The organism is Streptomyces sp. NBC_00258 (genome assembly GCF_036182465.1).
GTDB lineage: Bacteria > Actinomycetota > Actinomycetes > Streptomycetales > Streptomycetaceae > Streptomyces.
Genome location: NZ_CP108081.1, coordinates 3,255,702 through 3,276,822, shown reverse-complemented (window position 1 = coordinate 3,276,822; position 21,121 = coordinate 3,255,702). Strand labels below are relative to the sequence as shown.

Annotated in this window: 17 protein-coding genes; 15 read left to right on the top strand and 2 right to left on the bottom strand. The window is 71.4% G+C overall.

Features of this window, described 5'->3' with window-relative positions; all coding sequences use genetic code 11:
* Positions 1-119 precede the first annotated feature (119 nt).
* From OG718_RS14695 to OG718_RS14660, 8 genes are all read left to right on the top strand, one after another.
* Positions 120-1,697 carry a hypothetical protein gene (locus OG718_RS14695; RefSeq protein ID WP_143641015.1) on the top strand — a complete coding sequence of 526 codons (1,578 nt, stop codon included), beginning with the start codon at positions 120-122 and terminating at the stop codon, positions 1,695-1,697.
* Positions 1,698-2,005: 308 nt separating this feature from the next.
* On the top strand, positions 2,006-2,848 hold the full coding sequence (locus OG718_RS14690) for a nitrilase-related carbon-nitrogen hydrolase (RefSeq protein ID WP_143641014.1): 843 nt from the start codon (positions 2,006-2,008) through the stop codon (positions 2,846-2,848).
* Entirely contained in the window at positions 2,845-4,158 is a 1,314-nt protein-coding gene (locus OG718_RS14685; protein WP_328844329.1) for an aspartate aminotransferase family protein, read from the top strand. Before OG718_RS14690 ends, OG718_RS14685 begins: the two co-directional genes overlap by 4 nt.
* An 87-nt stretch (positions 4,159-4,245) precedes the next feature.
* Complete coding sequence (locus tag OG718_RS14680) at positions 4,246-5,823, top strand: PucR family transcriptional regulator (protein WP_143641013.1); 1,578 nt, start codon at positions 4,246-4,248, stop codon at positions 5,821-5,823.
* Between the two features lie 180 nt (positions 5,824-6,003).
* Positions 6,004-6,846 carry a nitrilase-related carbon-nitrogen hydrolase gene (locus OG718_RS14675; RefSeq protein ID WP_143641012.1) on the top strand — a complete coding sequence of 281 codons (843 nt, stop codon included), beginning with the start codon at positions 6,004-6,006 and terminating at the stop codon, positions 6,844-6,846.
* Positions 6,847-7,027: 181 nt separating this feature from the next.
* Positions 7,028-8,431, top strand: a complete 1,404-nt coding sequence (hydA, locus tag OG718_RS14670) for a dihydropyrimidinase (RefSeq protein WP_143641011.1) — start codon at positions 7,028-7,030, stop codon at positions 8,429-8,431.
* An 11-nt stretch (positions 8,432-8,442) separates the two neighbouring features.
* Complete coding sequence (locus OG718_RS14665) at positions 8,443-9,462, top strand: TIGR03842 family LLM class F420-dependent oxidoreductase (protein ID WP_328844328.1); 1,020 nt, start codon at positions 8,443-8,445, stop codon at positions 9,460-9,462.
* A 214-nt stretch (positions 9,463-9,676) separates the two neighbouring features.
* A complete protein-coding gene (locus OG718_RS14660; protein ID WP_143641009.1) occupies positions 9,677-11,263 on the top strand; it encodes an NCS1 family nucleobase:cation symporter-1 in 1,587 nt (528 codons plus the stop codon).
* A gap of 28 nt (positions 11,264-11,291) precedes the next feature.
* On the opposite strand, the gene OG718_RS14655 is transcribed toward OG718_RS14660, so the two are convergent.
* Entirely contained in the window at positions 11,292-11,954 is a 663-nt protein-coding gene (locus OG718_RS14655) for a hypothetical protein (RefSeq protein WP_143641008.1), read from the bottom strand.
* Positions 11,955-12,065: 111 nt separating this feature from the next.
* The gene (locus tag OG718_RS14650; protein ID WP_328847759.1) at positions 12,066-13,091 is read right to left on the bottom strand and encodes a carboxymuconolactone decarboxylase family protein; all 1,026 of its coding nucleotides are present in this window, start codon (positions 13,089-13,091) and stop codon (positions 12,066-12,068) included.
* Between the two features lie 194 nt (positions 13,092-13,285).
* Here OG718_RS14650 and OG718_RS14645 point away from each other — a divergent pair, with 194 nt between their 5' ends.
* The 7 genes from OG718_RS14645 to OG718_RS14615 all read left to right on the top strand — a co-directional run bounded on the left by OG718_RS14645 (position 13,286) and on the right by OG718_RS14615 (position 21,018).
* The gene (locus OG718_RS14645; protein WP_328844327.1) at positions 13,286-14,386 is read left to right on the top strand and encodes a sensor histidine kinase; all 1,101 of its coding nucleotides are present in this window, start codon (positions 13,286-13,288) and stop codon (positions 14,384-14,386) included.
* A 5-nt stretch (positions 14,387-14,391) separates the two neighbouring features.
* Entirely contained in the window at positions 14,392-15,060 is a 669-nt protein-coding gene (locus OG718_RS14640; RefSeq protein WP_328847758.1) for a response regulator transcription factor, read from the top strand.
* A gap of 87 nt (positions 15,061-15,147) precedes the next feature.
* On the top strand, positions 15,148-15,789 hold the full coding sequence (locus OG718_RS14635; RefSeq protein WP_328844326.1) for a DUF4232 domain-containing protein: 642 nt from the start codon (positions 15,148-15,150) through the stop codon (positions 15,787-15,789).
* A 114-nt stretch (positions 15,790-15,903) separates the two neighbouring features.
* Positions 15,904-17,886 (top strand): gamma-glutamyltransferase family protein, encoded by a 1,983-nt coding sequence (locus tag OG718_RS14630; RefSeq protein ID WP_328844325.1) that lies wholly within the window; start codon positions 15,904-15,906, stop codon positions 17,884-17,886.
* Positions 17,887-18,116: 230 nt separating this feature from the next.
* Complete coding sequence (locus OG718_RS14625; RefSeq protein ID WP_328844324.1) at positions 18,117-18,962, top strand: inositol monophosphatase family protein; 846 nt, start codon at positions 18,117-18,119, stop codon at positions 18,960-18,962.
* A 140-nt stretch (positions 18,963-19,102) separates the two neighbouring features.
* Positions 19,103-20,512: a phytoene desaturase family protein gene (locus OG718_RS14620; protein WP_306943214.1), complete on the top strand. Its 1,410-nt coding sequence runs from the start codon at positions 19,103-19,105 to the stop codon at positions 20,510-20,512.
* Positions 20,509-21,018, top strand: coding sequence for an O-acetyl-ADP-ribose deacetylase (locus OG718_RS14615; RefSeq protein ID WP_143641003.1), 510 nt, complete (start codon positions 20,509-20,511; stop codon positions 21,016-21,018). The genes OG718_RS14620 and OG718_RS14615 overlap by 4 nt, the downstream gene beginning before the upstream one ends.
* Positions 21,019-21,121: the final 103 nt, after the last annotated feature.

Genomic DNA, 21,121 nt, shown 5'->3' with positions numbered 1-21,121 from the left:
CGTTCCGGGTCGGTAACCGCACTCTGCGTCCGGGTCGAAAACTCGTTGTAGCCATTCCGTAACACGAGCGGTGTTTTCTATCGAACCGGAGTACTCCAGTCTGGCATGGGGTGAAGGTAATGGCGGTGGAACAACTCCCGGGCCAGGTGCGGGAGTTCGCGCAATATCTCAATGGCCTGCTGTCCCGGCTCGACCAGGGCGGCGGCTGGTGCGGCGTGTTCTGGCAGCGTGACCCCGAGGGGATGCGGGCCTGTCTGGACGGCACGGAGGTGCCGCCCTGGGACGTCGTGCAGGCGCTCCTCCAGGACGTCGCCGCGGAGTACGGCGACCGGGCCGCCGCCCAGGAGTCCGACCGGGCGCGGGCACTGCACGGCGCCTCGCTCGCCGCGTACGACGCACGGCCGGGCGGCCGCGACGCCCTCGGTGACCGCCTGGACGTCATGCTCCGCGAACAGCGCTACGCCGCCGAACGGCTCTCGGAACTGGGCCGCTCGCTCCGTACGGCCACCGGCGGGGAAGAGGCCGAGTCCTACCGCATCGACCTGGCCTGGGCCCGCGACGACCACGACCGCGCGACGGCCCGCTGCGCCGAACTCCGCTCCCGTATGGACGAGTTGGACCGACGTGCGGTGGGCGGCCGGGCCCAGGGAGCACTGACCATCCCGCCCGGCGAAGTCGGCACCGATGTCTTCTGGGACGAGGAGCCCCGGGCCGGCCGGAGCGGCGCCGAGACCGGCGGGCCGTCCACGGGACGCGGGGGCCCGCAGCGCCCCGCGCCGGACGAGGACGACTGGCCGGACCTCTGGCGCGACGCGTCCGCGGACCGGGCCGCAGGACAGGCAGCCAGGCAGGCGGCCGAACAGAGCGCCTGGCAGGCCGCGGCACCCGCTCCCGAGGCCGCCCCGCGTCCCACGGCCGCCCAGGAGGACGAGACTGCGGCCCCCGAGCCTCCCGAACCTTCCAAGGCCCGTGCCCCCAAACAGCGCTCGAAGCGCCGTGCGCGCGGCAGCGCCAGGTTCGCCGGGATGATGGAGGAGGACGCCGCCGCGGCCGCCGTACCGGCCATGCCCGTGCCGCCCACCGCGGAGCGCACACTGCGCGGGGCCCGCTTCGCCGGAGCCGCCGAGGAGCCCGCCCGGCCGAAGCAGCGGCGTGAGCCCCTGGACGACGAGGCGCGCCGGACCACCGTCCAGACCGTCGAGCGGCTCGTCCGGCTGCGGCGCGAGGGCCACAGCGGCGAGGCGCACGCCCTGCTCGTCGAGGCCGCGTACTGGCCCGCCGCCCGTTTCCCGCTCCTCGCCGCCGAACTCCACCGCGCGGGCCTGGACGCCGACTGGGCGACCCTCCTCTGGGAGGCCGCCTCCCTGCCCGCCGACCGCCTGGTCGCCGCCGCCGACGCCCTCGTGGTGGCGGGACGCACTGCGGACGGCGACCAGATGCTCCGCCAGGGCGTCGTACGCCCCGCCCCGGAAATAGGCGAGGCCGTACTGGCCCTAGTCGGGGAGGACCGCCACCGCGAGGTCCGGTCCCTCCTCGACGCGTACGTCCGCATCCGCACCCCCGAAGAGGCCGCCCGCAGCGTCGAGACCGACCCGCCCCGCCTCATGCCCCTCCTCCTCGAAGCGGCCCGCCACGTCTCACAACAACGCCACTGGGACCTGATCCACGCCCTGAGGGTGGCGGGCTACACGGCGTGAGCCGACCTGGACCGGGGAAGGTTTCACGTCGCGAGGCTCCGGCCCACCTAGTCAGGGGCGCGGGGAACTGCGCGACCAGCCCACGACGACCCGCACCCGCCGACACACCGGATCCCACCACCTCGCGTAGGCGCCCCGCCAAACCGCCGGAGGCCAACCGCTAACCCACAGGGGTAGGAAACAAGATCGACTCAGCCGGTTAACGACGATGGTCTTGCCCAGCGCAGCGCCTCCGCTTACTTTCGGGGCTCTACGCCCATCATCTACGGGCGTAGAAGCTCTCTGACGTCCCGTCGAAGGAGCAGCTCATGGCCAACGTCGTACGCGCCGCTCTGGTCCAGGCCACCTGGACCGGCGACACCGCATCCATGGTCGCCAAGCACGAGGAGCACGCCCGCGAGGCGGCCCGTCAGGGTGCGAAGATCATCGGATTCCAGGAAGTCTTCAACGCCCCCTACTTCTGCCAGGTCCAGGAGCCGGAGCACTACCGCTGGGCGGAACCGGTACCGGACGGCCCCACCGTCACCCGTATGCGGGAACTCGCCCGCGAGACCGGCATGGTCATTGTGGTCCCGGTCTTCGAGGTCGAACAGTCCGGCTTCTACTACAACACCGCGGCGGTGATCGACGCCGACGGCACGTACCTCGGGAAGTACCGCAAGCACCACATCCCCCAGGTCAAGGGCTTCTGGGAGAAGTACTACTTCAAACCGGGCAACCTCGGCTGGCCGGTCTTCGACACCGCGGTCGGCAAGGTCGGCGTCTACATCTGCTACGACCGGCACTTCCCGGAGGGCTGGCGTCAGCTCGGCCTGCACGGCGCGCAGCTCGTCTACAACCCGTCGGCGACCTCCCGCGGTCTCTCCTCCCACCTCTGGCAGCTGGAGCAGCCCGCCGCGGCCGTCGCGAACGAGTACTACATCGCCGCGATCAACCGTGTCGGCGAGGAGGAGTACGGGGACAACGACTTCTACGGGACGTCGTACTTCGTCGACCCGCGCGGCCAGTTCGTCGGCGAGACCGCGAGCGACAAGAACGAGGAACTCGTCGTCCGGGACCTCGACTTCGACCTGATCGAGGAGGTCCGCCAGCAGTGGGCCTTCTACCGGGACCGCCGCCCCGACGCGTACGAAGGGCTGGTGCAGCCGTGACGACAGACGACTCCGTGGGCTCGGCCAAGCACCTGTACCAGCGCCACCAGGCCGTCCTCCCCGACTGGCTCGCCGTCTACTACGCCGACCCGATCGAGCTCACCCACGGCGAGGGCCGTCACGTCTGGGACGCCGAGGGCAACAAGTACCTCGACTTCTTCGGCGGCATCCTCACCACGATGACCGCGCACGCCCTGCCCGAGGTGACGAAGGCCGTCAGCGAGCAGGCCGGCCGGATCATCCACTCCTCCACGCTGTACCTCAACCGGCCGATGGTCGACCTGGCCGAGCGCATCGCCAAGCTGTCCGGCATCCCGGACGCGCGCGTGTTCTTCACGACCTCGGGCACGGAGGCCAACGACACCGCCCTGCTGCTGGCCACCGCGTACCGCCGCAGCAACCAGATCCTGGCGATGCGCAACAGCTACCACGGCCGCTCGTTCACCTCGGTCGGCATCACCGGCAACAAGGGCTGGTCGCCGACCAGCCTCTCGCCCCTCCAGACGCTGTACGTGCACGGAGGCGTCCGCACCCGCGGCCCGTACGCCGATCTCGACGACGCCGGCTTCATCGCGGCCTGCGTCGCCGACCTGGAGGACCTGCTCGGCCACGTCCGCCCGCCCGCGGCCCTGATCGCCGAGCCCATCCAGGGAGTCGGCGGCTTCACCGCACCGCCGGACGGCCTGTACGCGGCGTTCCGCGAGGTCCTCCAGGAGCGTGGCGTCCTCTGGATCGCCGACGAGGTGCAGAACGGCTGGGGCAGGACCGGCGACAACTTCTGGGGCTGGCAGGCGCACGGCCAGAACGGTCCGCCCGACATGCTGACCTTCGCCAAGGGCATCGGCAACGGCATGTCGATCGGCGGTGTCGTCGCCCGCGCCGAGGTCATGAACTGCCTGGACTCCAACTCCATCTCGACGTTCGGCGGCACCCAGATCACCATGGCCGCGGGCCTCGCCAACCTCACGTACCTCCTGGAGCACGATCTCCAGGGCAACGCCCGCCGCGTCGGCGGCCTGCTCATCGAGCGGCTGCGGGCCATCGCGGCGCAACTGCCGGGCGTACGCGAGGTCCGGGGCCGGGGTCTCATGATCGGCGTCGAGCTGGTGAAGCCCGGCACCGACCAGGCCGACCCGGACGCGGCCGCCGCCGTGCTCGAAGCGGCCCGCGAGGGCGGCCTGCTGATCGGCAAGGGCGGTGGCCACAACACCAGCGTCCTGCGCATCGCCCCACCGCTGTCGCTCACCGTCGCGGAGGCCGAGGAGGGTGCCGCGATCCTGGAACGCGCTCTGCGGAGCACTCAGTTCTGAGGGGCGCTCGGTTCCCAGGAGCAGCCGGTTCTGCAGAGGCGTCGGCTCCGAAGAGCGTTCAGCAACGCAAGATTGAAGGTTGGCCGCATGACCACCGCCTTGGAACCCGCCCTGTCGGTCCGGCAGGTCCTCGCCCTGGAGCGGGTGCTCGCCGGGGAACCCGAGGTGGTGGCCGGCGCGAGCCAGCTCGACCGGCCCGTGCGCTGGGTGCACGTCGCCGAGGCCGCCGACGTCGGCGTGATGCTCAGCGGCGGCGAGATGGTCCTCACCACCGGGGTGCTGCTCGCGGGCGACCCGGAGGCCCAGGCCGAGTACATCCGCTCACTGCACCGCGCGGAGGCCTCGGCCGTCGTCCTCGGACTCGGCCGGGCCTTCCCGACCCCGCCAGAGGTGATGCGCCGGGCGGCCGAGCGGTGCGGGCTGCCCATGGTGGTCCTGCACCGCCCGTTCCCCTTCGCGGAGTTGACCGAAGAGGTCCAGTCCCGGCTCGTACGGCGGAAGTTCGCGGCCGTCAGCCTGTCGGAGTCCGTCCGGACGGCGCTGACCGGGCTCATCACGGCGGGCGCCCCGCTGCAGCGGATGCTCGACGAGATCGCCTCGCACAGCGCGTGCCCCGTCGTCGTCACCAACCTCGCCCACCGCGTCCTCGCCACGGCGGGGGAGCGGTCCGCGGTCGACGACGTGCTGCGCGACTGGGAGCGCATCGCGCGGCAGGCCGGCGGGAGCGAGGGCGACGGCTGGGTCCGTGCCGAGCTGGGCGGACGCGGTGAGCGCTGGGGCCGCATCGTGCTGTGCGGCTACCGCGGCGATGCCGCAACCGGACGGCTGCTCGCCGACCGCGGGGCCGAGGCACTGGTCCTGCACCGCATGCTCGGCGGCACCGTGCACTCCTGGGAGGAGCAGTCCGCCGAGAGCCTGCTCACCGACCTCGTCTCCGGAGTCGTACCGGCCCGCCAACTGCTGCCCCGGGCCCGGGCGGCCGGACTGCCGGTCAACCGCCGGACGTTCGTGCCCCTGGTCGTACGGGACACGGAGGCGGCCCAACTCGACCGCGTACTGCGTCTGTTGGGGCTCCCCGGACTCGTCGCCGAACTGGCCGACGGGGTCGTCGCCGTACTGCTGAGCCTGGCCAGGGACCAGGACGCCGAAGCCCTCGCCGCCCACTTCGCCACCCGGCTGCGTACGGAATCCGGTGGCGGCTCGGCGGACGGCGGCAAGGCGGTCGTCGTCGCGGCGGCGGACGCGCGGACCGGGTGGGACGACGTGCCCGCCGGACTGCGCGAGGCCCGGCACGTGGCCGACGCCGTCGCCGAGAGCCCAGCCGGACTCGACCTGCCGGTCGTGGTGCGGCTGCGGGACGTACATCTGCGCGGGCTGGTCCGGCTGCTGCGGGACGACCCGCACGTCCAGTCGTTCGCCGAGCGGGAGCTGGACGGGCTGCTGTGCGGGGCGGACGCGGAGTCGGAGCTGCTTCCGGTGCTGCGGACGTATCTCGCCACCGGCCGCAACAAGTCGCGTACCGCGCAGCTCCACCACGTCTCGCGGCCCGCGCTGTACCGGCGGCTGGAGGCGATAGAGGCGCGGCTGCGGGTCGATCTCGACGACTTCGAGCAGGCGGCCTCCGTGCACATCGCCCTCCTCGCGCACGACGCGCAACAAGGCTGAGACCCCCGACGCGCAACAGCTCCGAAACACAGAAAGACCTGGGAAAACGGTGGTGAAACATGGGCCTTCGCAAGGGTGACACCGTGGAACGCCACACGCCCTCAGACGTGACACGCTGCAACTCAAACGCGCCCGCAGGTCTTCCTAAGCTCGCCGCACACCGAGCGACCGGAGGTCCCGATGAGCAGAGTGATCCGCGCCGCCGTCTTCCAGACCGCATGGACGGGCGACAAGGAATCGATGATCCAGGTCCACGAGCAGGCGGCCCGCGACGCGGCCGCACAGGGTGCTCAGGTCCTGTGCTTCCAGGAGCTGTTCTACGGGCCCTATTTCTGCCAGGTCCAGGACAAGGCGTTCTACGAGTACGCCGAACAGATCCCCGAGGGCCCGATCGTCCAGCGCTTCCAGGCACTCGCCAGGGAACTGGGCATCGTCCTCGTGCTGCCGATGTACGAGGAGGAGCAGCCCGGCGTCCTCTACAACACCGCGGCGGTGATCGACGCCGACGGCTCGTACCTCGGCAAGTACCGCAAGCACCACATCCCGCAGGTCGAGGGCTTCTGGGAGAAGTTCTACTTCCGTCCCGGCAACGCGGGTTGGCCGATCTTCGACACGGCGGTCGGCAAGATCGGCGTCTACATCTGCTACGACCGGCACTTCCCGGAGGGCTGGCGTGCGCTGGGTCTCGCCGGGGCCGAGATCGTCTTCAACCCGTCCGCCACCTCGCGCGGACTGTCCGCCTACCTCTGGCAGTTGGAGCAGCCGGCCGCGGCCGTCGCCAACGAGTACTTCGTGGGCGCCATCAACCGCGTGGGCGTGGAGGAGCTGGGCTCCAACGACTTCTACGGCACCTCGTACTTCGTGGACCCGGAGGCCCAGTTCGTCGGGGAGGTGGCGAGCGACAAGGAGACCGAACTCGTCGTCCGCGACCTGGACATGGCCAAGCTCCGCGAGGTACGCGACCGCTGGCAGTTCTACCGCGACCGCCGCCCGGAGGCGTACGAGCCCCTGACGTCTCCCTGACCGGCTCCCCGGCGGGGGTTCTGACCGGGGCCTTGGCCGAGGCTCCGTCGGGGACATCGGCGGCCCGCGCCTCGCGCCCCGGTCTTTCAGGGGCGCGGGGAACAGCGCGACCAGCCACGACGCACCCACACGTACCCAACGACCGCATTCCACCGGGGTGCCCACGACAGGAGAGGAAAACATGAGCAGCCGTACAGTCATCCGCGGTGGCCTAGTGATCACCGCGTCGGACGAACTCCACGCGGACGTCCTCGTAGAGGACGGCCGCATCGCCGCCCTCGCCGCGAGCGGCACCCCCGCCGCCGAGGCCTGGACCGCCGAGCGGACCATCGACGCCACCGGGAAGTACGTGATCCCGGGCGGCGTCGACGCCCACACCCACATGGAGCTGCCGTTCGGCGGCACCTTCGCCTCCGACTCCTTCGAGACCGGCACCAGGGCCGCCGCCTGGGGCGGCACGACCACGATCGTCGACTTCGCGGTGCAGAGCGTCGGACACTCGCTGCGCGAGGGCCTCGACGCGTGGAACGCCAAGGCCGACGGCAAGTGCGCCATCGACTACGCCTTCCACATGATCGTCTCCGACGTGAACCAGGACACGCTCAAGGAGATGGACCTGCTGGTCGAGGAGGGTGTCACCTCCTTCAAGCAGTTCATGGCCTACCCCGGCGTCTTCTACAGCGACGACGGCCAGATCCTGCGCGCCATGCAGCGCTCCGCCGAGAACGGCGGCCTGATCATGATGCACGCCGAGAACGGCATCGCGATCGACGTGCTGGTGGAGCAGGCGCTGGCCAGGGGCGAGACCGACCCGCGCTACCACGGCGAGGTCCGCAAGGCCCTCCTCGAAGCCGAGGCCACCCACCGCGCCATCAAGCTCGCCCAGGTGGCCGGGGCCCCGCTGTACGTCGTGCACGTCTCGGCGCAGCAGGCGGTCGCCGAGCTGGCACAGGCGCGCGACGAGGGGCTGAACGTCTTCGGCGAGACCTGCCCGCAGTACCTGTTCCTGTCGACCGACAACCTCGCGGAGCCCGACTTCGAGGGCGCCAAGTACGTGTGCTCGACGCCGCTGCGGCCCAAGGAGCACCAGGCCGCCCTGTGGCGGGGCCTGCGGACCAACGACCTCCAGGTCGTCTCCACCGACCACTGCCCCTTCTGCTTCGTCGGCCAGAAGGAACTGGGACGCGGCGACTTCTCGAAGATCCCCAACGGTCTGCCGGGTGTCGAGAACCGCATGGACCTGCTCCACCAGGCCGTCGTCGACGGACACATCACGCGCCGCCGCTGGATCGAGATCGCGTGCGCCACCCCGGCCCGGATGTTCGGCCTGTACCCGAAGAAGGGCACGATCGCGCCGGGCGCCGACGCGGACGTCGTCATCTACGACCCGCACGCCGAGCAGGTGATGTCCGCCGAGACGCACCACATGAACGTCGACTACTCGGCGTACGAGGGCAGGCGCACCACCGGCCGCGTCGAGACGGTCCTCTCGCGGGGCGAACTCGTCATCAACGAGCGGGAGTTCACCGGGCGCGCCGGGCACGGCGTCTACACCCCCCGCTCCACCTGTCAGTACCTGAACTAGGAGTGGCGCACATGGACTTCGGACTCGTCCTGCAGACCGACCCACCTGCCTCCCGCGTCATCAGCCTGATGAAGAGGGCCGAGCGCAACGGCTTCACGTACGGCTGGACCTTCGACTCCGCCGTGCTCTGGCAGGAGCCGTTCGTGATCTACAGCCAGATCCTCTCCAACACCACGAAGCTGAAGGTCGGCCCGATGGTGACGAACCCGGGCACCCGCACCTGGGAGGTCACCGCCTCGACCTTCGCCACGCTCAACGACATGTTCGGCAACCGCACGGTCTGCGGTATCGGGCGCGGCGACTCGGCGATGCGCGTGGCCGGCCGCAAGCCCAACACGCTCGCCCGGATCAGTGAGGCCATGAAGGTCATCCGGGCGCTGGGACGCGGCGACGAGGCGGACCTCGGCGGCACGGTGATCAAGTTCCCGTGGATCAAGCCCGGCGCCGAACTCCCGGTCTGGATGGCCGCGTACGGGCCCAAGGCGCTGAAGATGACCGGTGAGGAGGCCGACGGCTTCATCCTCCAGCTCGCCGACCTCTACCTGACCGAGTACATGGTCAAGGCCGTGAAGACCGCGGCCGCCGAAGCCGGGCGCGACCCCGACGACGTCAAGATCTGTGTGGCCGCGCCCGCTTATGTCACCGAGGACGACTCGCCCGAGGCACTCGCCCACGCGCGTGAGCAGTGCCGCTGGTTCGGCGGGATGGTCGGCAACCACGTCGCCGACCTCGTCTCCAAGTACGGAGAGCACTCCGCCGCCGTACCCGACGAACTCACCGACTACATCAAGTCCCGTGAGGGCTACGACTACTCGCACCACGGACGCAGCGGCAACCCCGACACCCAGTTCGTGCCCGACGAGATCGTCGACCGGTTCTGTCTGATCGGCCCGGCCGAGAAGCACATCGAGAAGCTGAACGCGCTGCGCGAGGTGGGCGTCGACCAGTTCGCCCTGTACGACATGCATGACGCTCAAGAGGCGGTCATCGAGGCGTATGGATCAACGGTCATTCCCGCCGTCAACGGTTGAGGGCCGGCCGCGGTCGTTGACGACCCGTCCCAGTGGTTGATGGTCGACCCATCCATCAACCATTGACGGCCTCCGCTCCACCCTGCTCCATCCACTCAAGTCGTCCCCTTCCCACCTCCCCGGGAAGGGGACCGCACCACCGCACACCGCACCACCACCCCCACGACGCCACCCGCACGGCCTTTCCCGTCCCGCCTCATTGATTGGCCTGCCCATGACCGAAACCGTCCCCACGGGGCCGCCGATATCCCAGTCCGCCGACGCCGACGGCCGGATCGAACTCAGCCCCGGGGCCTTCCCCGACGACAGTCCCTTCGCCAACGAGGACCTGCGTCCCGTCCCGGTCTCCGAGCGCAAGTGGACGACGTACAACTTCGCGGCGCTGTGGATATCCATGGCCCACTGCATCCCCAGCTGGACCCTGGCCTCAGGCCTGGTCGCCCTCGGCATGGACTGGAAGCAGGCCGTCTTCACCATCGCCCTGGCCAACATCATCGTGCTGCTGCCGATGCTGGCCACCGGTCACGCGGGACCGAAGTACGGCATCCCGTTCCCCGTGCTCGCCCGCGCCTCGTTCGGGCTTCGCGGTGCCAACATCCCGGCGCTGATCCGGGCCGCCGTGGCCTGCGGCTGGTTCGGCATCCAGACCTGGATCGGCGGCAGCGGCATCTTCGCCCTGGGTTCCAAGCTCACCGGCGGTGAGTGGGAGAACGCGGGGAAGATCGCGGGCAACCCATGGCCGCTGTGGCTCTGCTTCATCCTGTTCTGGGCCCTGCAGATCGCGATCATCTACCGTGGCATGGACTTCCTGCGGCACTTCGAGAACTGGGCCGCGCCCGTCGTGATCGTCGGCGCGTTCGCGCTGCTCATCTGGATCGCGGTCAAGGCCGACGGCTTCGGCGCACTGCTCGACCAGCCCTCGAAGCTCGGCTGGGGCCCGGACTTCTGGCCGGTCTTCTTCCCGTCCCTGATGGGCATGATCGGCTTCTGGGCGACCCTGTCCCTCAACATCCCCGACTTCACGCGCTTCGGCGCCAGCCAGAAGGCGCAGACCTGGGGGCAGTCCCTCGGTCTGCCCACGACGATGACGCTCTTCGCGATCCTCGCCGTGCTGGTCACCTCCGGCTCCGAGGCCGTCTACGGCGAGGCGATCTGGGACCCGGTGGCCCTCGCGGCCAAGACCGACAACGCCTTCGGTCTGCTCTTCGCGCTCTTCATCGTGCTGATCGCCACGATCTCCGTGAACATCGCGGCGAACGTGGTCTCCCCGGCCTACGACCTGTCCAACCTGGCCCCGAAGTTCATCAACTTCCGTACGGGCGCACTGATCACGGGTGTCATCGGCATCCTGATCTTCCCGTGGAAGCTGATCTCCACGCCCGAGTTCTACATCTTCACCTGGCTCGGTGTGGTCGGCGGTCTGCTCGGTACGGTCGCGGGCATCCTGATCGCCGACTACTGGATCATCCGCCGTACGGTCCTGCATCTCGCCGACCTCTACACGCCCGGCGGGCGCTACTGGTACACGAACGGCTGGAACTGGCGGGCGGTGCTGGCCTTCGTGGTCGGCGGTGTCCTGGCGGTCGGCGGCTCGTACTCGAACCTCGACGCCAAGGGCGAGAAGCTCGGCCCGTTCCCGACGGACGGACTCATCCCGTTCCTCAAGCCGCTCGCGGACTACGGATGGGCGATCGGCCTCGCCTCGTCGCTCGTCCTGTACGTCGCGCTGATGGCGCCGTTCGCACGGGCGGAGCGGGCAGAGCGAGAGGGGCGCGCGGCGAAGGCCGACCAGGTCGTCTGACGACGGCGGGCCGCGTTGGGAGCCTCTCTTACTGAGCGGCCTCCAGCGCGGCCATCGCCTCCTTGGCGGCCTTGATGGCGCCCTTGTTGATCTCGTCCGTACTCGGAGCCTTCTTCGACTCGAAGTCACTGCCGTTGTACGTGATGACCAGCAGGGCGTTGGACGCCTGGACGAACACCTGGCCCTCGCGCGTCTGCTGCTTGTCCTCGGTGGTGAGGTTCACCACCGAGTAGGCCGCGTCCCCGAGACCGGGAACGACCCCTCCGCCGCTCTTCTCCGTCGTGCGCTGCTTGTAGGCGGCCTGAGCGGTCTGGTCCGATTTCTTGATTTCGTACGAAATGTCGAGCCAGCGGTAGTCGAAGCCCTTGAGCGCGTTCCACGAACAGGTGCGGCGCAGCGACTCGTCGGTCGAGGGGATCTCCTTGCCGGCCGTCTTGGCGTCCGGCACCAGCGAGGTCACCGTCTTCTTCGACACGCCCGTACAGGGCGCGGGCGAGGTTCGGTACGTGCGGGTCGCCGCCGAGGTCGACGGCGCTGACGGCGACGCGCCGCCGTCGGGGGCCGCCTTCTTCTCCGCGGCCGGGGTCGCGGCGAACGGCCCGGACGACAACGACCAGCCCGCCAGGGCGAGCACGACAACCGGCAGCAGACGCGCGGTCAGAGCGAGAGGAAGAGAACGCACGGCGCACATTTCGTGGGGGACGGTGCGGAGAGTCCGCACAGCGGACGGGACGCCAGTGTCACATGCCTGCCTGTGGTGCGGTAGTACAAACTCGCTCCGTGCCCGTGTGGTGACAGGGGCTCACCCTTGACGGTCCATGACCTCGTGCGAAATCGGGGCACCGAGGGGCATTGCCCGCTCGATGCGGTCCACGGCGGCGAACGCGCCGTACGCGACGAGCCGGACCAGACAGCGGTCCGTGTACGGCGGCTGCTTCCACGCCGCCACATCCTCGTCGGTGATCCGGTACGGAGCCAGCGCGGCCAGTATCGCCAGCCGTGCCCCGGGCCTGTTCCTCCGGTCCGGCAGGGCGTCCCACACCAACGGCTGATGCGTGCCGTCCCACGCCGCGACGACGCTTCGTACGAGGTCCCGGTCGGCCTCGGTCAGCAGGCCGCCACCCTCCGTGGCGGCCGTCCGCAGTGCCGCGTAGGCCGGGGCGACCGTCGTGCCGGCCGCCCAGGAGGGGCCGGGGCCCGGGTCGCCGTCGAGGAGGGCGAGGCTCGTGCCCGGGGTGAGACGCCGGCGCAGGGTCTTCGCCAGGGAACGGCCGGCGAGGCTGCGGACCGGCCTGAACCGCTGGGTGTTGCCCGGCAGCAGGTTCTCCGTCAGCAGGGCAGAGACGATCCGGTTGATGAAGTGGAAGGACAGTGCGGTCCCCACGTACGCGGCGGTGTGCCGGGCGAAGAAGGGCAGCGGGGTGAGATCCGGGTGGCCCGGGACACGGGTCGCCTCGCCCCAGGCGACCATGCGCGCCTGCACCTCCTTGTCCGGGGTCCCGCCGCGGGCCAGCCGCTCCGCGAGGGCGTGGTTGCCGGTGGCGTGCAGCAGGACGGTGTGCGCGTCCACGCAGAACGGACACCTGTTGGCGCGGGACACCCCGAGCGCGGCCAGCTCCTTGCCGGTGCGGCTGCCGTCGCCCGCGAGCAGTGACTCACGCATCAGGGCCCAGGTGGCGGCGAGGAGTTCGGGCGCGGAGGACAGGACGACGAACGTGACGGCACCGTCGATGCCGAAGTCCTCGGAGAGCTGCCGGTAGACCTCTGCGGTCCGGCCGGTGGCGGACCTGGGCGGCGGAGGCTGGGTGTAGCGAAAAGGCGTGGTCACGAAGGGGTAGCTGAAGGGTGTGGTCATGCCGAGAACCCTCGCTCCCGAGGGGGCCTTCGGGCGTCGTACGGCCGAAGGCAGTTGGCGGTGCTCCGACGCGACCGCGCCGCGCACCGGACTACTGCACCGGGAGTAGTCGCGGGGCCGTCCACAGGGCTGACGCCCCTGTCGGTACGGCGGTCTACGGTACGGACATGGACGCGGACCAGGTCACCCTCAAGTGGCTCGCCGACGTGGCGCTCGCCCTCGTGATCGGCGCGATCGTCGTGTCCGTGGCGGCCTTCGACAAGGACACCGCGCCGGTCGACTACGCGCTGATCGTGACCGGTTCGCTCGCGCTGGCCGCATACCGCAGGGCGCCTCGTGCGGTGCTCGCCGTCACCACGGTCGCGCTGGCCGGCTATGTGCTGCACACAGAGCCCGGGCTGGTGGCCGCCCTCCCGGTGATGGCCGCGGTCCACACGGCGGCACAGGCGGGGCACCGGGGCGCGGCCGCGGCCGCGGGCGGGGTGTTCCTCGGGGCGTGGCTCGCGACGGGAGTCACCTCCCAGGACACCGTCGAGCAGACCGCGCTGCTCGCGGGCTGGTTCCTGTGCGCCGTCGTGACCGGTCTCGCGGGCCGCAACTGGCAGGCGTATCTGCGCCAGACCGAACAGCGCGCCCTGGAGGCCGAGCGCACCCGCGAGGAGGCGGCTCTGCGCCGCGCGGGCGAGGAACGCCTGCGCATAGCCCGCGAGTTGCACGACTCCCTCACGCACAGCATCTCGATCGTCAAGCTTCAGGCGGGAGTCGCCGTCCACCTCGCGCGCAAGCGCGGGGAGGAGATACCCCCAGCGCTGCTCGCCATCCAGGAGGCGAGCGGTGAGGCCATGCGCGAACTGCGCGCCACCCTTGAGGTGCTGCGTACCGACGAGCCGACCGGCACCCCGGCCCTCCTTGTGGAGCGCGCCCGGGCCGCGGGCCTCGCCGTCGACCTGACCGTGACCGGAAACGAGCGCCCGCTGACGGCGACCGTGGACCGCGCCGCGTACCGCATCGTCCAGGAGGCCCTGACGAACGCCGCCCGGCACGCCGGGCCCGCCAAGGTGGCCGTCCAACTGGAGTACGAAGAGCGCGAGTTGACGATACGCGTCGAGGACGACGGCACTGCCGAACCGTCCCGGCCGTGCGCCGAGGGCATCGGGCTCACCGGTATGCGTGAACGCGTCACGGCCCTCGGCGGCACCCTGCACGCCGCCCCGCGCGCGGAGGGCGGCTTCTCGGTACGGGCCAAAGTGCCGCTGGACCTGCCGTGAGCGGCCTGATCAGGGTCGCGCTGGTCGACGACCAGGCCCTGATGCGCGCCGGGTTCCGGGCCCTCCTGGACGCCGAGGAGGGAATCGAGGTGGTCGGCGAGGCCGCCGACGGGGAACAGGGCCTGGCGCTGGTGCGCGAGCATGTCCCGGACATCGCTCTCGTCGACGTCCAGATGCCGGTGATGACGGGCATCGAGGCGACCCGCCGCATCGCCGCCGACCCGGATCTGTCCGGCGTACGCGTGGTGATGCTGACCAACTACGGCCTGGACGAGTACGTCTTCGAGGCGCTGCGGGCCGGTGCCAGCGGGTTCCTGCTCAAGGACACCGAGCCCGCCGACCTGCTCCAGGCCATCGAGGTCGTCGCGCGTGGCGAGGCCCTGCTGTCGCCGTCCGTCACCCGCACGCTGATCGGCGAGTTCGTGGCCCGGCCCCCGGACCGGGCCAGCGCCCCCGGACTGGAGTGCCTCACCCGCCGCGAACGCGAGGTCACCGCGCTCGCCGCCCGCGGCCTCACCAACGAGGAGATCGCCGCCCACATGGTCATCAGCCCCTTCACGGTCAAGACCCATGTCAGCCGCGCGATGACCAAGCTCGCCGCGCGGGACCGTGCCCAACTGGTCGTGTTCGCCTACGAGTCGGGGCTGGTCGCGGCGCGCGGGACGGTGGAGTGACGGGCACGGGGAGCGTCACGGGGAGCGTAATGGGGCACCGGGGAGCGGAGTGACGGCTTCCGTCGGAGTTCGTGTGATGATCGGCGCGTGATCGCGATACGCCCGAGATCGGTCCACAGCGCTGCCCTCGCCTGTCTGCTGGTGCTGGGGGTGAGCGGCTGCGGTCTCTCCGCCGAACTGGACCGTGAGAGCAACCCCGCACGCAAGCCCACCCCGACGCCGACACTGACCGTGGAGGTGCCGACCCGGGCGGCGAATCCCTCCCCGTCCGGGATCCCCACGCACTCCCCGTCCGTACCCGTCCAGCAGGGGCAGGGCTGTCCGCCGTCCGGCCTGCGCTTCCAGGCCGACGAGGGTGACGCGGCCATGGGGCTGCGCGCCATGGGCCTCGACGTCATCAACTGCGGTGACCGCCCGTACGAGTTGAACGGCTACCCGGCCGTCACCGTCCTCGACGCCTCGGGCGACCCGTTCCCGGGGGTACGGACCGTCGAGGGCACGGACAAGGTGTCCATGGCACCGGAGGACCCCGGACCCCGAGCGCTGACCCTCGCCCCCGGTGAGAGCGCACACGCGGCCCTGTACTGGCGGATGCACAACCAGGACGGCGTGTACCTCCGCGTGGCCCCGGCGAAGGGCGACGACACCGTGACCGTACGTCCTCCGTATCCGCTCGACATCGGCCCCGAGAACATCCTGGGGACGACGGCCTGGCAGCCCTCCGAGTAGCCCTCTGAGCAGCCCTCGGAGTTGAGGGGCGCGGAGGGCTGCGTACGATCGCCGGACGCCTGCCGGACGCCCGTCCACAGTCCGGATGCCCGCGCCGCAGTGAGGAGTTCTCCCGTGTTCACGACCCGACCCACCCTCCAGGGCACCTTCGGGATGGTGTCCTCCACGCACTGGCTCGCCTCGCAGTCGGCGATGGCCGTGCTGGAGGACGGCGGCAACGCGTACGACGCTGCCGTCGCCGCCGGATTCGTGCTGCACGTCGTCGAGCCGCACCTCAACGGACCCGCCGGCGAGGTGCCGATCATCCTCGCCCCGGCGGGCGGGGAGGTACGGGTGTTGTGCGGGCAGGGCGTCGCACCGGCCGGGGCCACGATCGCCCACTACAGGGGACTGGGTTTGGATCTCGTACCCGGTACCGGCCCCCTCGCGGCCGCGGTTCCCGGGGCCTTCGACGCGTGGATGCTGCTGCTGCGCGACCACGGCACGAAGTCCCTGGCGGACGTCCTGAAGTACGCCATCGGGTACGCGGAGGACGGGCACGCGCCCGTGGAGCGCGTCGGCGAGACCGTCGAGACGGTACGGGAGCTCTTCGAGACGGAGTGGACGTCGTCGGCCGACGTGTACCTCCCGGACGGGCGGCCCCCGCGGCCGGGCGAGCTGTTCCACAACCCCGCGCTGGCCGCGACCTGGAAGCGGCTGGTCGCTGAGGCCGCGGAGGAGGCGGGCGCCCGCAGAGAGGTCGAGGCCGGTCGGGAGCCCGGAGCTCGTCAGGCGCCCGGGGCGCGGGACGGCGGCGACCGGATCGCCGAGATCGAGGCGGCGCGGCGGATCTGGCGCGAGGGCTTCATCGCCGAGGCACTGGTACGGCAGGCGGCCCGGCCCACGATGGACACCAGCGGTGAACGGCACTCCGGCACGCTGACGGCGGCCGACCTGGCCGGCTGGTCCGCGTCGTACGAGGCTCCGGCCACGTACGACTGGCGGGGCTGGACCCTGTGCAAGGCCGGTCCCTGGAGCCAGGGCCCGGTGCTCCTCCAGCAGCTGGCCCTGCTGCCGCCGGAGCTGCCGCGGTACGGCTCCGCCGAGTACGTGCACCTGCTGATCGAGGGCTGCAAGCTCGCGATGGCGGACCGGGAGGCGTGGTACGGGGACGCGGGCGAGGTTCCGCTGGAGGAACTGCTGTCGGAGGAGTACAACGCCGGACGGCGGACGCTGGTCGGGAAGCAGGCCTCCTACGAGCTGCGACCGGGCAGCCCCGGCGGACGGACCCCACGGCTCAGCGGGCACGCGCGCGTGGTGGCCGCGGGGGAGGACGGGTTCGACGCGCTCGGGGTGCCGGGGGCGGGGGAGCCGACGGTGGCGAGGGCTGGGGATGCGGCGGGCGTGGCCACAGGTGCGGGCCGGGCGGGTGCGGGCCTGGGAGAGCCGACCGTTGCCAAGCGGCCGACCTCGCCCGTGCCCGGGGAGCCCGACGTCTCCGCGGACGGGGCGACCCGGGGCGACACCTGCCACCTCGACATCGTCGACCGCTGGGGCAACCTGGTCGCGGCCACGCCCAGCGGCGGCTGGCTTCAGTCCAACCCGGTCGTGCCCGAGCTGGGCTTCCCGCTCGGCACCCGGCTCCAGATGGCGTGGCTGGACGAAGGGCTGCCCAACTCCCTCACGCCGGGCCGCCGTCCCCGTACGACGCTCACGCCCTCGCTCGCGCTGCGGGACGGGGTGCCGGTCATGGCCTTCGGCACGCCGGGCGGCGACCAGCAGGACCAGTGGCAGCTGCACTTCTTCCTGGCCGTCGCCCTGCGCGCGGAGGTACGCGGCGGCCTGGACCTCCAGGGCGCCATCGACGCCCCGAACTGGCACAACGACAGCTTCCCCGGTTCCTTCTACCCGCGCGGTATGCGCCCCGGCAGTGTCACCGTCGAGTCCCGCACCGACCCGGAGGTGGTGGAGGAGCTGCGCCGCCGCGGCCACGACGTCCAGGTCGGCGACGCCTGGTCCGAGGGCCGGCTGTGCGCGGTGGCGCGGGACCCGCGGACCGGAGTGCTGTCGGCGGCGGCGAACCCGCGGGGGATGCAGGGGTACGCGGTCGGACGCTGACGCGATGGCGATGGCGATGGCGATGGCGGGTGCGGGTGCGGGTGCGGGCGGGCTCGGAGCGGCTGCGTGGCCCGTCCGGACCGGCTGCCGGGGTGGTCCGGACCGGCCATGCGGCCCGTCCGGCGCGACTCATGTGGCGCTGATCTCGTAACACCCGTTATTCATGGTGATTCCACCCGGGATACACCGGGCGGGTGGGGATTGTCAGTGGCGCGTGCTCTCATGGAGGCATGATCCAGGACATCGAAACCATCGACGAGTTTCTCGCGCACCGCACCGCCGACGTAGAAGAGGCCGTCCGCACGGCGGCCGCCATGGAGATCATGCCGCGCTTCCGGCAGCTCGCCGCGCACGAGATAGACGAGAAGACCGGCCCCCACGACCTGGTCACGGACGCCGACCGCAAGGCCGAGGAATATCTCACCGAGGCGCTGGTCAAGCTGCTGCCCGGCTCGGTCGTCGTGGGCGAGGAGGCGGTCCACGCCAACCCCGCGACGTACGAGGCGATCAAGGGCGAGGCGCCGGTCTGGATCGTCGACCCGGTGGACGGCACCCGGCAGTTCGTCCACGGCGACCCGGGCTTCTGCACCCTGGTCGCGCTCGCCCACCGCGGAGTCCTGCTGGCGTCCTGGACGTACGCACCGGCCCGCGACCAACTCGCCGTCGCCGTCCGGGGCAAGGGCGCCCTCCTCGACGGCGAGCCCCTCCGCGCCGGCTCGCCCGCCCCCGGCCGTGACCTCGAAGTGGCCACGTCCCACCCGGACTACACGACGGACGACCAGAAGCGCGCGCTCCTCGGCCTCTGGACGGAAGGCGTCGGCCCGCGCGCGTGCGGCTCGGCCGGGCTTGAGTACCTCGCCGTCGCCCGGGGCGAGTTGGACGCCACGGCGTTCTCCTGGGAGGCCGCGTGGGATCACGCGGCGGGCATCCTGCTCGTCGAGGAGGCGGGCGGCGCGCACCTGACACTCTCGGGGGAGCCCTTCCGCACAACCGGCGGCAACACGCTCCCGTTCACCGCGGCACGGGACGCGGACACGGCCCGCCGGGTCCTCGGACTGCTGTCGGGCGGGGCCTGACCCGTGACGGGCCGGGACTGAGGTGGGGCTCAGGCGGGCCAGGACTGGGGCGGGGCGGGGCTGAGGCGGGGCTGTCTGAGGTCCGGCATATCCTGATCCCCAGTGGCCGTCGGCTGACAAAGGAGTCCGAGGTGCCGTCGATGCTCGATGCCGTCGTGGTGGGTGCGGGGCCGAACGGACTGACGGCTGCCGTGGAGCTGGCCCGGCGCGGCTATTCCGTGGCCGTCTTCGAAGCGCGCGACACGGTCGGGGGAGGCGCCCGCACCGAGGAGCTGACGCTGCCCGGCTTCCGGCACGACCCGTGCTCCGCCGCGCATCCCCTGGGCATCAACTCGCCCGCGTTCCGCGCGATGCCGCTGGCGAGGTACGGCCTGGAGTGGCTGCAGCCCGAACTGCCCATGGCGCACCCCTTCCCGGACGGCACGGCGGCCGTGCTGTCGCGTTCCGTGGCGGAGACGGCCGCCTCGTTCGGACCGCGTGACGCGGGCACGTACCGCAGACTCGTCGAGCCGTTCACCCACACCTGGGACACCCTGGCGCGGGACTTCATGTCCCTGCCGCTCACCGCGCTGCCGCGCGACCCGGTCACCCTCGCCCGGTTCGGCCTGGCCGGACTGCCGCCCTCGACATGGCTGACGCGACGATTCCGCGACGACCGGGCCAAGGCCCTGTTCGCCGGACTGGTCGCGCACGTCATGGCCCCGCTGGGCGGAATCGCCACCGGCGCCGTCGGCCTCGTCTTCGCGCTGGCCGCCCACGCCCGGGGCTGGCCCGTCGCCCGCGGCGGCTCCCAGTCGATCTCCGACGCGCTGACCGCGTACCTCAAGGACCTCGGCGGCGCCGTCCACACCGACTACGAGGTCAAGCGTCTCGACGACCTGCCGCCCGCGCGCGCGTACGTCTTCGACACCTCGCCCACCGCGCTGGCCCGCATCGCGGGCTTCGGGCGGTACTACGAGCGGTTCCGGTACGGGGCGGGCGTCTTCAAGGTCGACTACGCCCTCGACGGACCGGTGCCGTGGACCGCGAAGGAAGCCCGCGCCGCCGGCACGGTGCAGGTCGGCGCGAGCAGCAAGGAGATCGGCACCGCCCTGCGCGCCGCCTCCCGGGAGGGCCGTGCCCCGGACGCGCCGTTCCTGATCACCGTGCAGCCGAGCGTCGTCGACCCGTCCAGGGCGCCGGGCGGAAAGCATGTGTTCTGGGCGTACGGGCATGTGCCGAACGGCTGGACCGGGGACCTCACGGACGCGATCGAGCGCCAGCTGGAGCGGTTCGCGCCCGGTTTCCGGGACCGCGTCCTCGCCCGCGCCACGGCGGGCCCGCCCGAACTCGCCGCGCGCAACGCCAACTACGTGGGTGGCGACATCGCCTGCGGCGCGGCCTCCGGCCTCCAGCTGATGCTGCGCCCCAAGCTGTCCCTGTTCCCGTACAGCACCCCGCACCCGGCGGTGTTCATCTGCTCCTCGGCCACCCCGCCGGGCGCGGGCGTGCACGGTATGTCGGGGCACAACGCGGCCAAGGCCGTGTGGAGGAGACTGCGCCAGTCATGACCGCCATCGAGTTCGTCCAGGGCGACATCACCCGACAGAGCGTGGACGCGATCGTCAACGCGGCGAACTCCTCCCTGCTGGGCGGCGGAGGCGTGGATGGCGCCATCCACCGGCGCGGCGGCCCCGAGATCCTGGCCGAGTGCCGCAAGCTCCGCGCCGGCCACTACGGCAAGGGCCTGCGGACGGGGCAGGCCGTCGCCACCCCGGCGGGCAAGCTGGACGCGCGCTGGGTGATCCACACGGTCGGTCCCGTCTTCAGCCGGAGCGAGGACCGCTCGGAGCTGCTGGCCTCCTGCTACCGGGAGTCGCTGCGGGTCGCCGACGAACTGGGCGCGCGGACCGTCGCGTTCCCGGCCGTCTCCGCCGGTATCTACGGATGGCCGATGGACGATGCCGCCCGCATCGCGGTCGGGACGGTGCGGGACACCGGGACGGCGGTCACCGAGGTCAGGTTCGTCCTCTTCGACGAGCGGGCGTACGAGGCGTTCGCCGCGCAGGCCCTCTGAGACCCGGCCCGACCGGACCGTCCGAGGGCCACCCGAGGACCGGACCGTCCGAGGGCCGTCGTCGGGAGCCTCGCCCGTCGGCCCGCGGGGAAAACATGCCCCG

Bases quoted from the DNA above. Each gene is read 5' to 3' on its own strand.
- OG718_RS14695 (WP_143641015.1), top strand. From the start codon at position 120: ATGGCGGTGGAACAACTCCCGGGCCAGGTGCGGGAGTTCGCGCAATAT.
- OG718_RS14690 (WP_143641014.1), top strand. From the start codon at position 2,006: ATGGCCAACGTCGTACGCGCCGCTCTGGTCCAGGCCACCTGGACCGGC.
- OG718_RS14680 (WP_143641013.1), top strand. From the start codon at position 4,246: ATGACCACCGCCTTGGAACCCGCCCTGTCGGTCCGGCAGGTCCTCGCC.
- OG718_RS14675 (WP_143641012.1), top strand. From the start codon at position 6,004: ATGAGCAGAGTGATCCGCGCCGCCGTCTTCCAGACCGCATGGACGGGC.
- hydA (WP_143641011.1), top strand. From the start codon at position 7,028: ATGAGCAGCCGTACAGTCATCCGCGGTGGCCTAGTGATCACCGCGTCG.
- OG718_RS14665 (WP_328844328.1), top strand. From the start codon at position 8,443: ATGGACTTCGGACTCGTCCTGCAGACCGACCCACCTGCCTCCCGCGTC.
- OG718_RS14660 (WP_143641009.1), top strand. From the start codon at position 9,677: ATGACCGAAACCGTCCCCACGGGGCCGCCGATATCCCAGTCCGCCGAC.
- OG718_RS14655 (WP_143641008.1), bottom strand. From the start codon at position 11,954: ATGTGCGCCGTGCGTTCTCTTCCTCTCGCTCTGACCGCGCGTCTGCTG.
- OG718_RS14645 (WP_328844327.1), top strand. From the start codon at position 13,286: ATGGACGCGGACCAGGTCACCCTCAAGTGGCTCGCCGACGTGGCGCTC.
- OG718_RS14625 (WP_328844324.1), top strand. From the start codon at position 18,117: ATGATCCAGGACATCGAAACCATCGACGAGTTTCTCGCGCACCGCACC.
- OG718_RS14620 (WP_306943214.1), top strand. From the start codon at position 19,103: ATGCTCGATGCCGTCGTGGTGGGTGCGGGGCCGAACGGACTGACGGCT.
- OG718_RS14615 (WP_143641003.1), top strand. From the start codon at position 20,509: ATGACCGCCATCGAGTTCGTCCAGGGCGACATCACCCGACAGAGCGTG.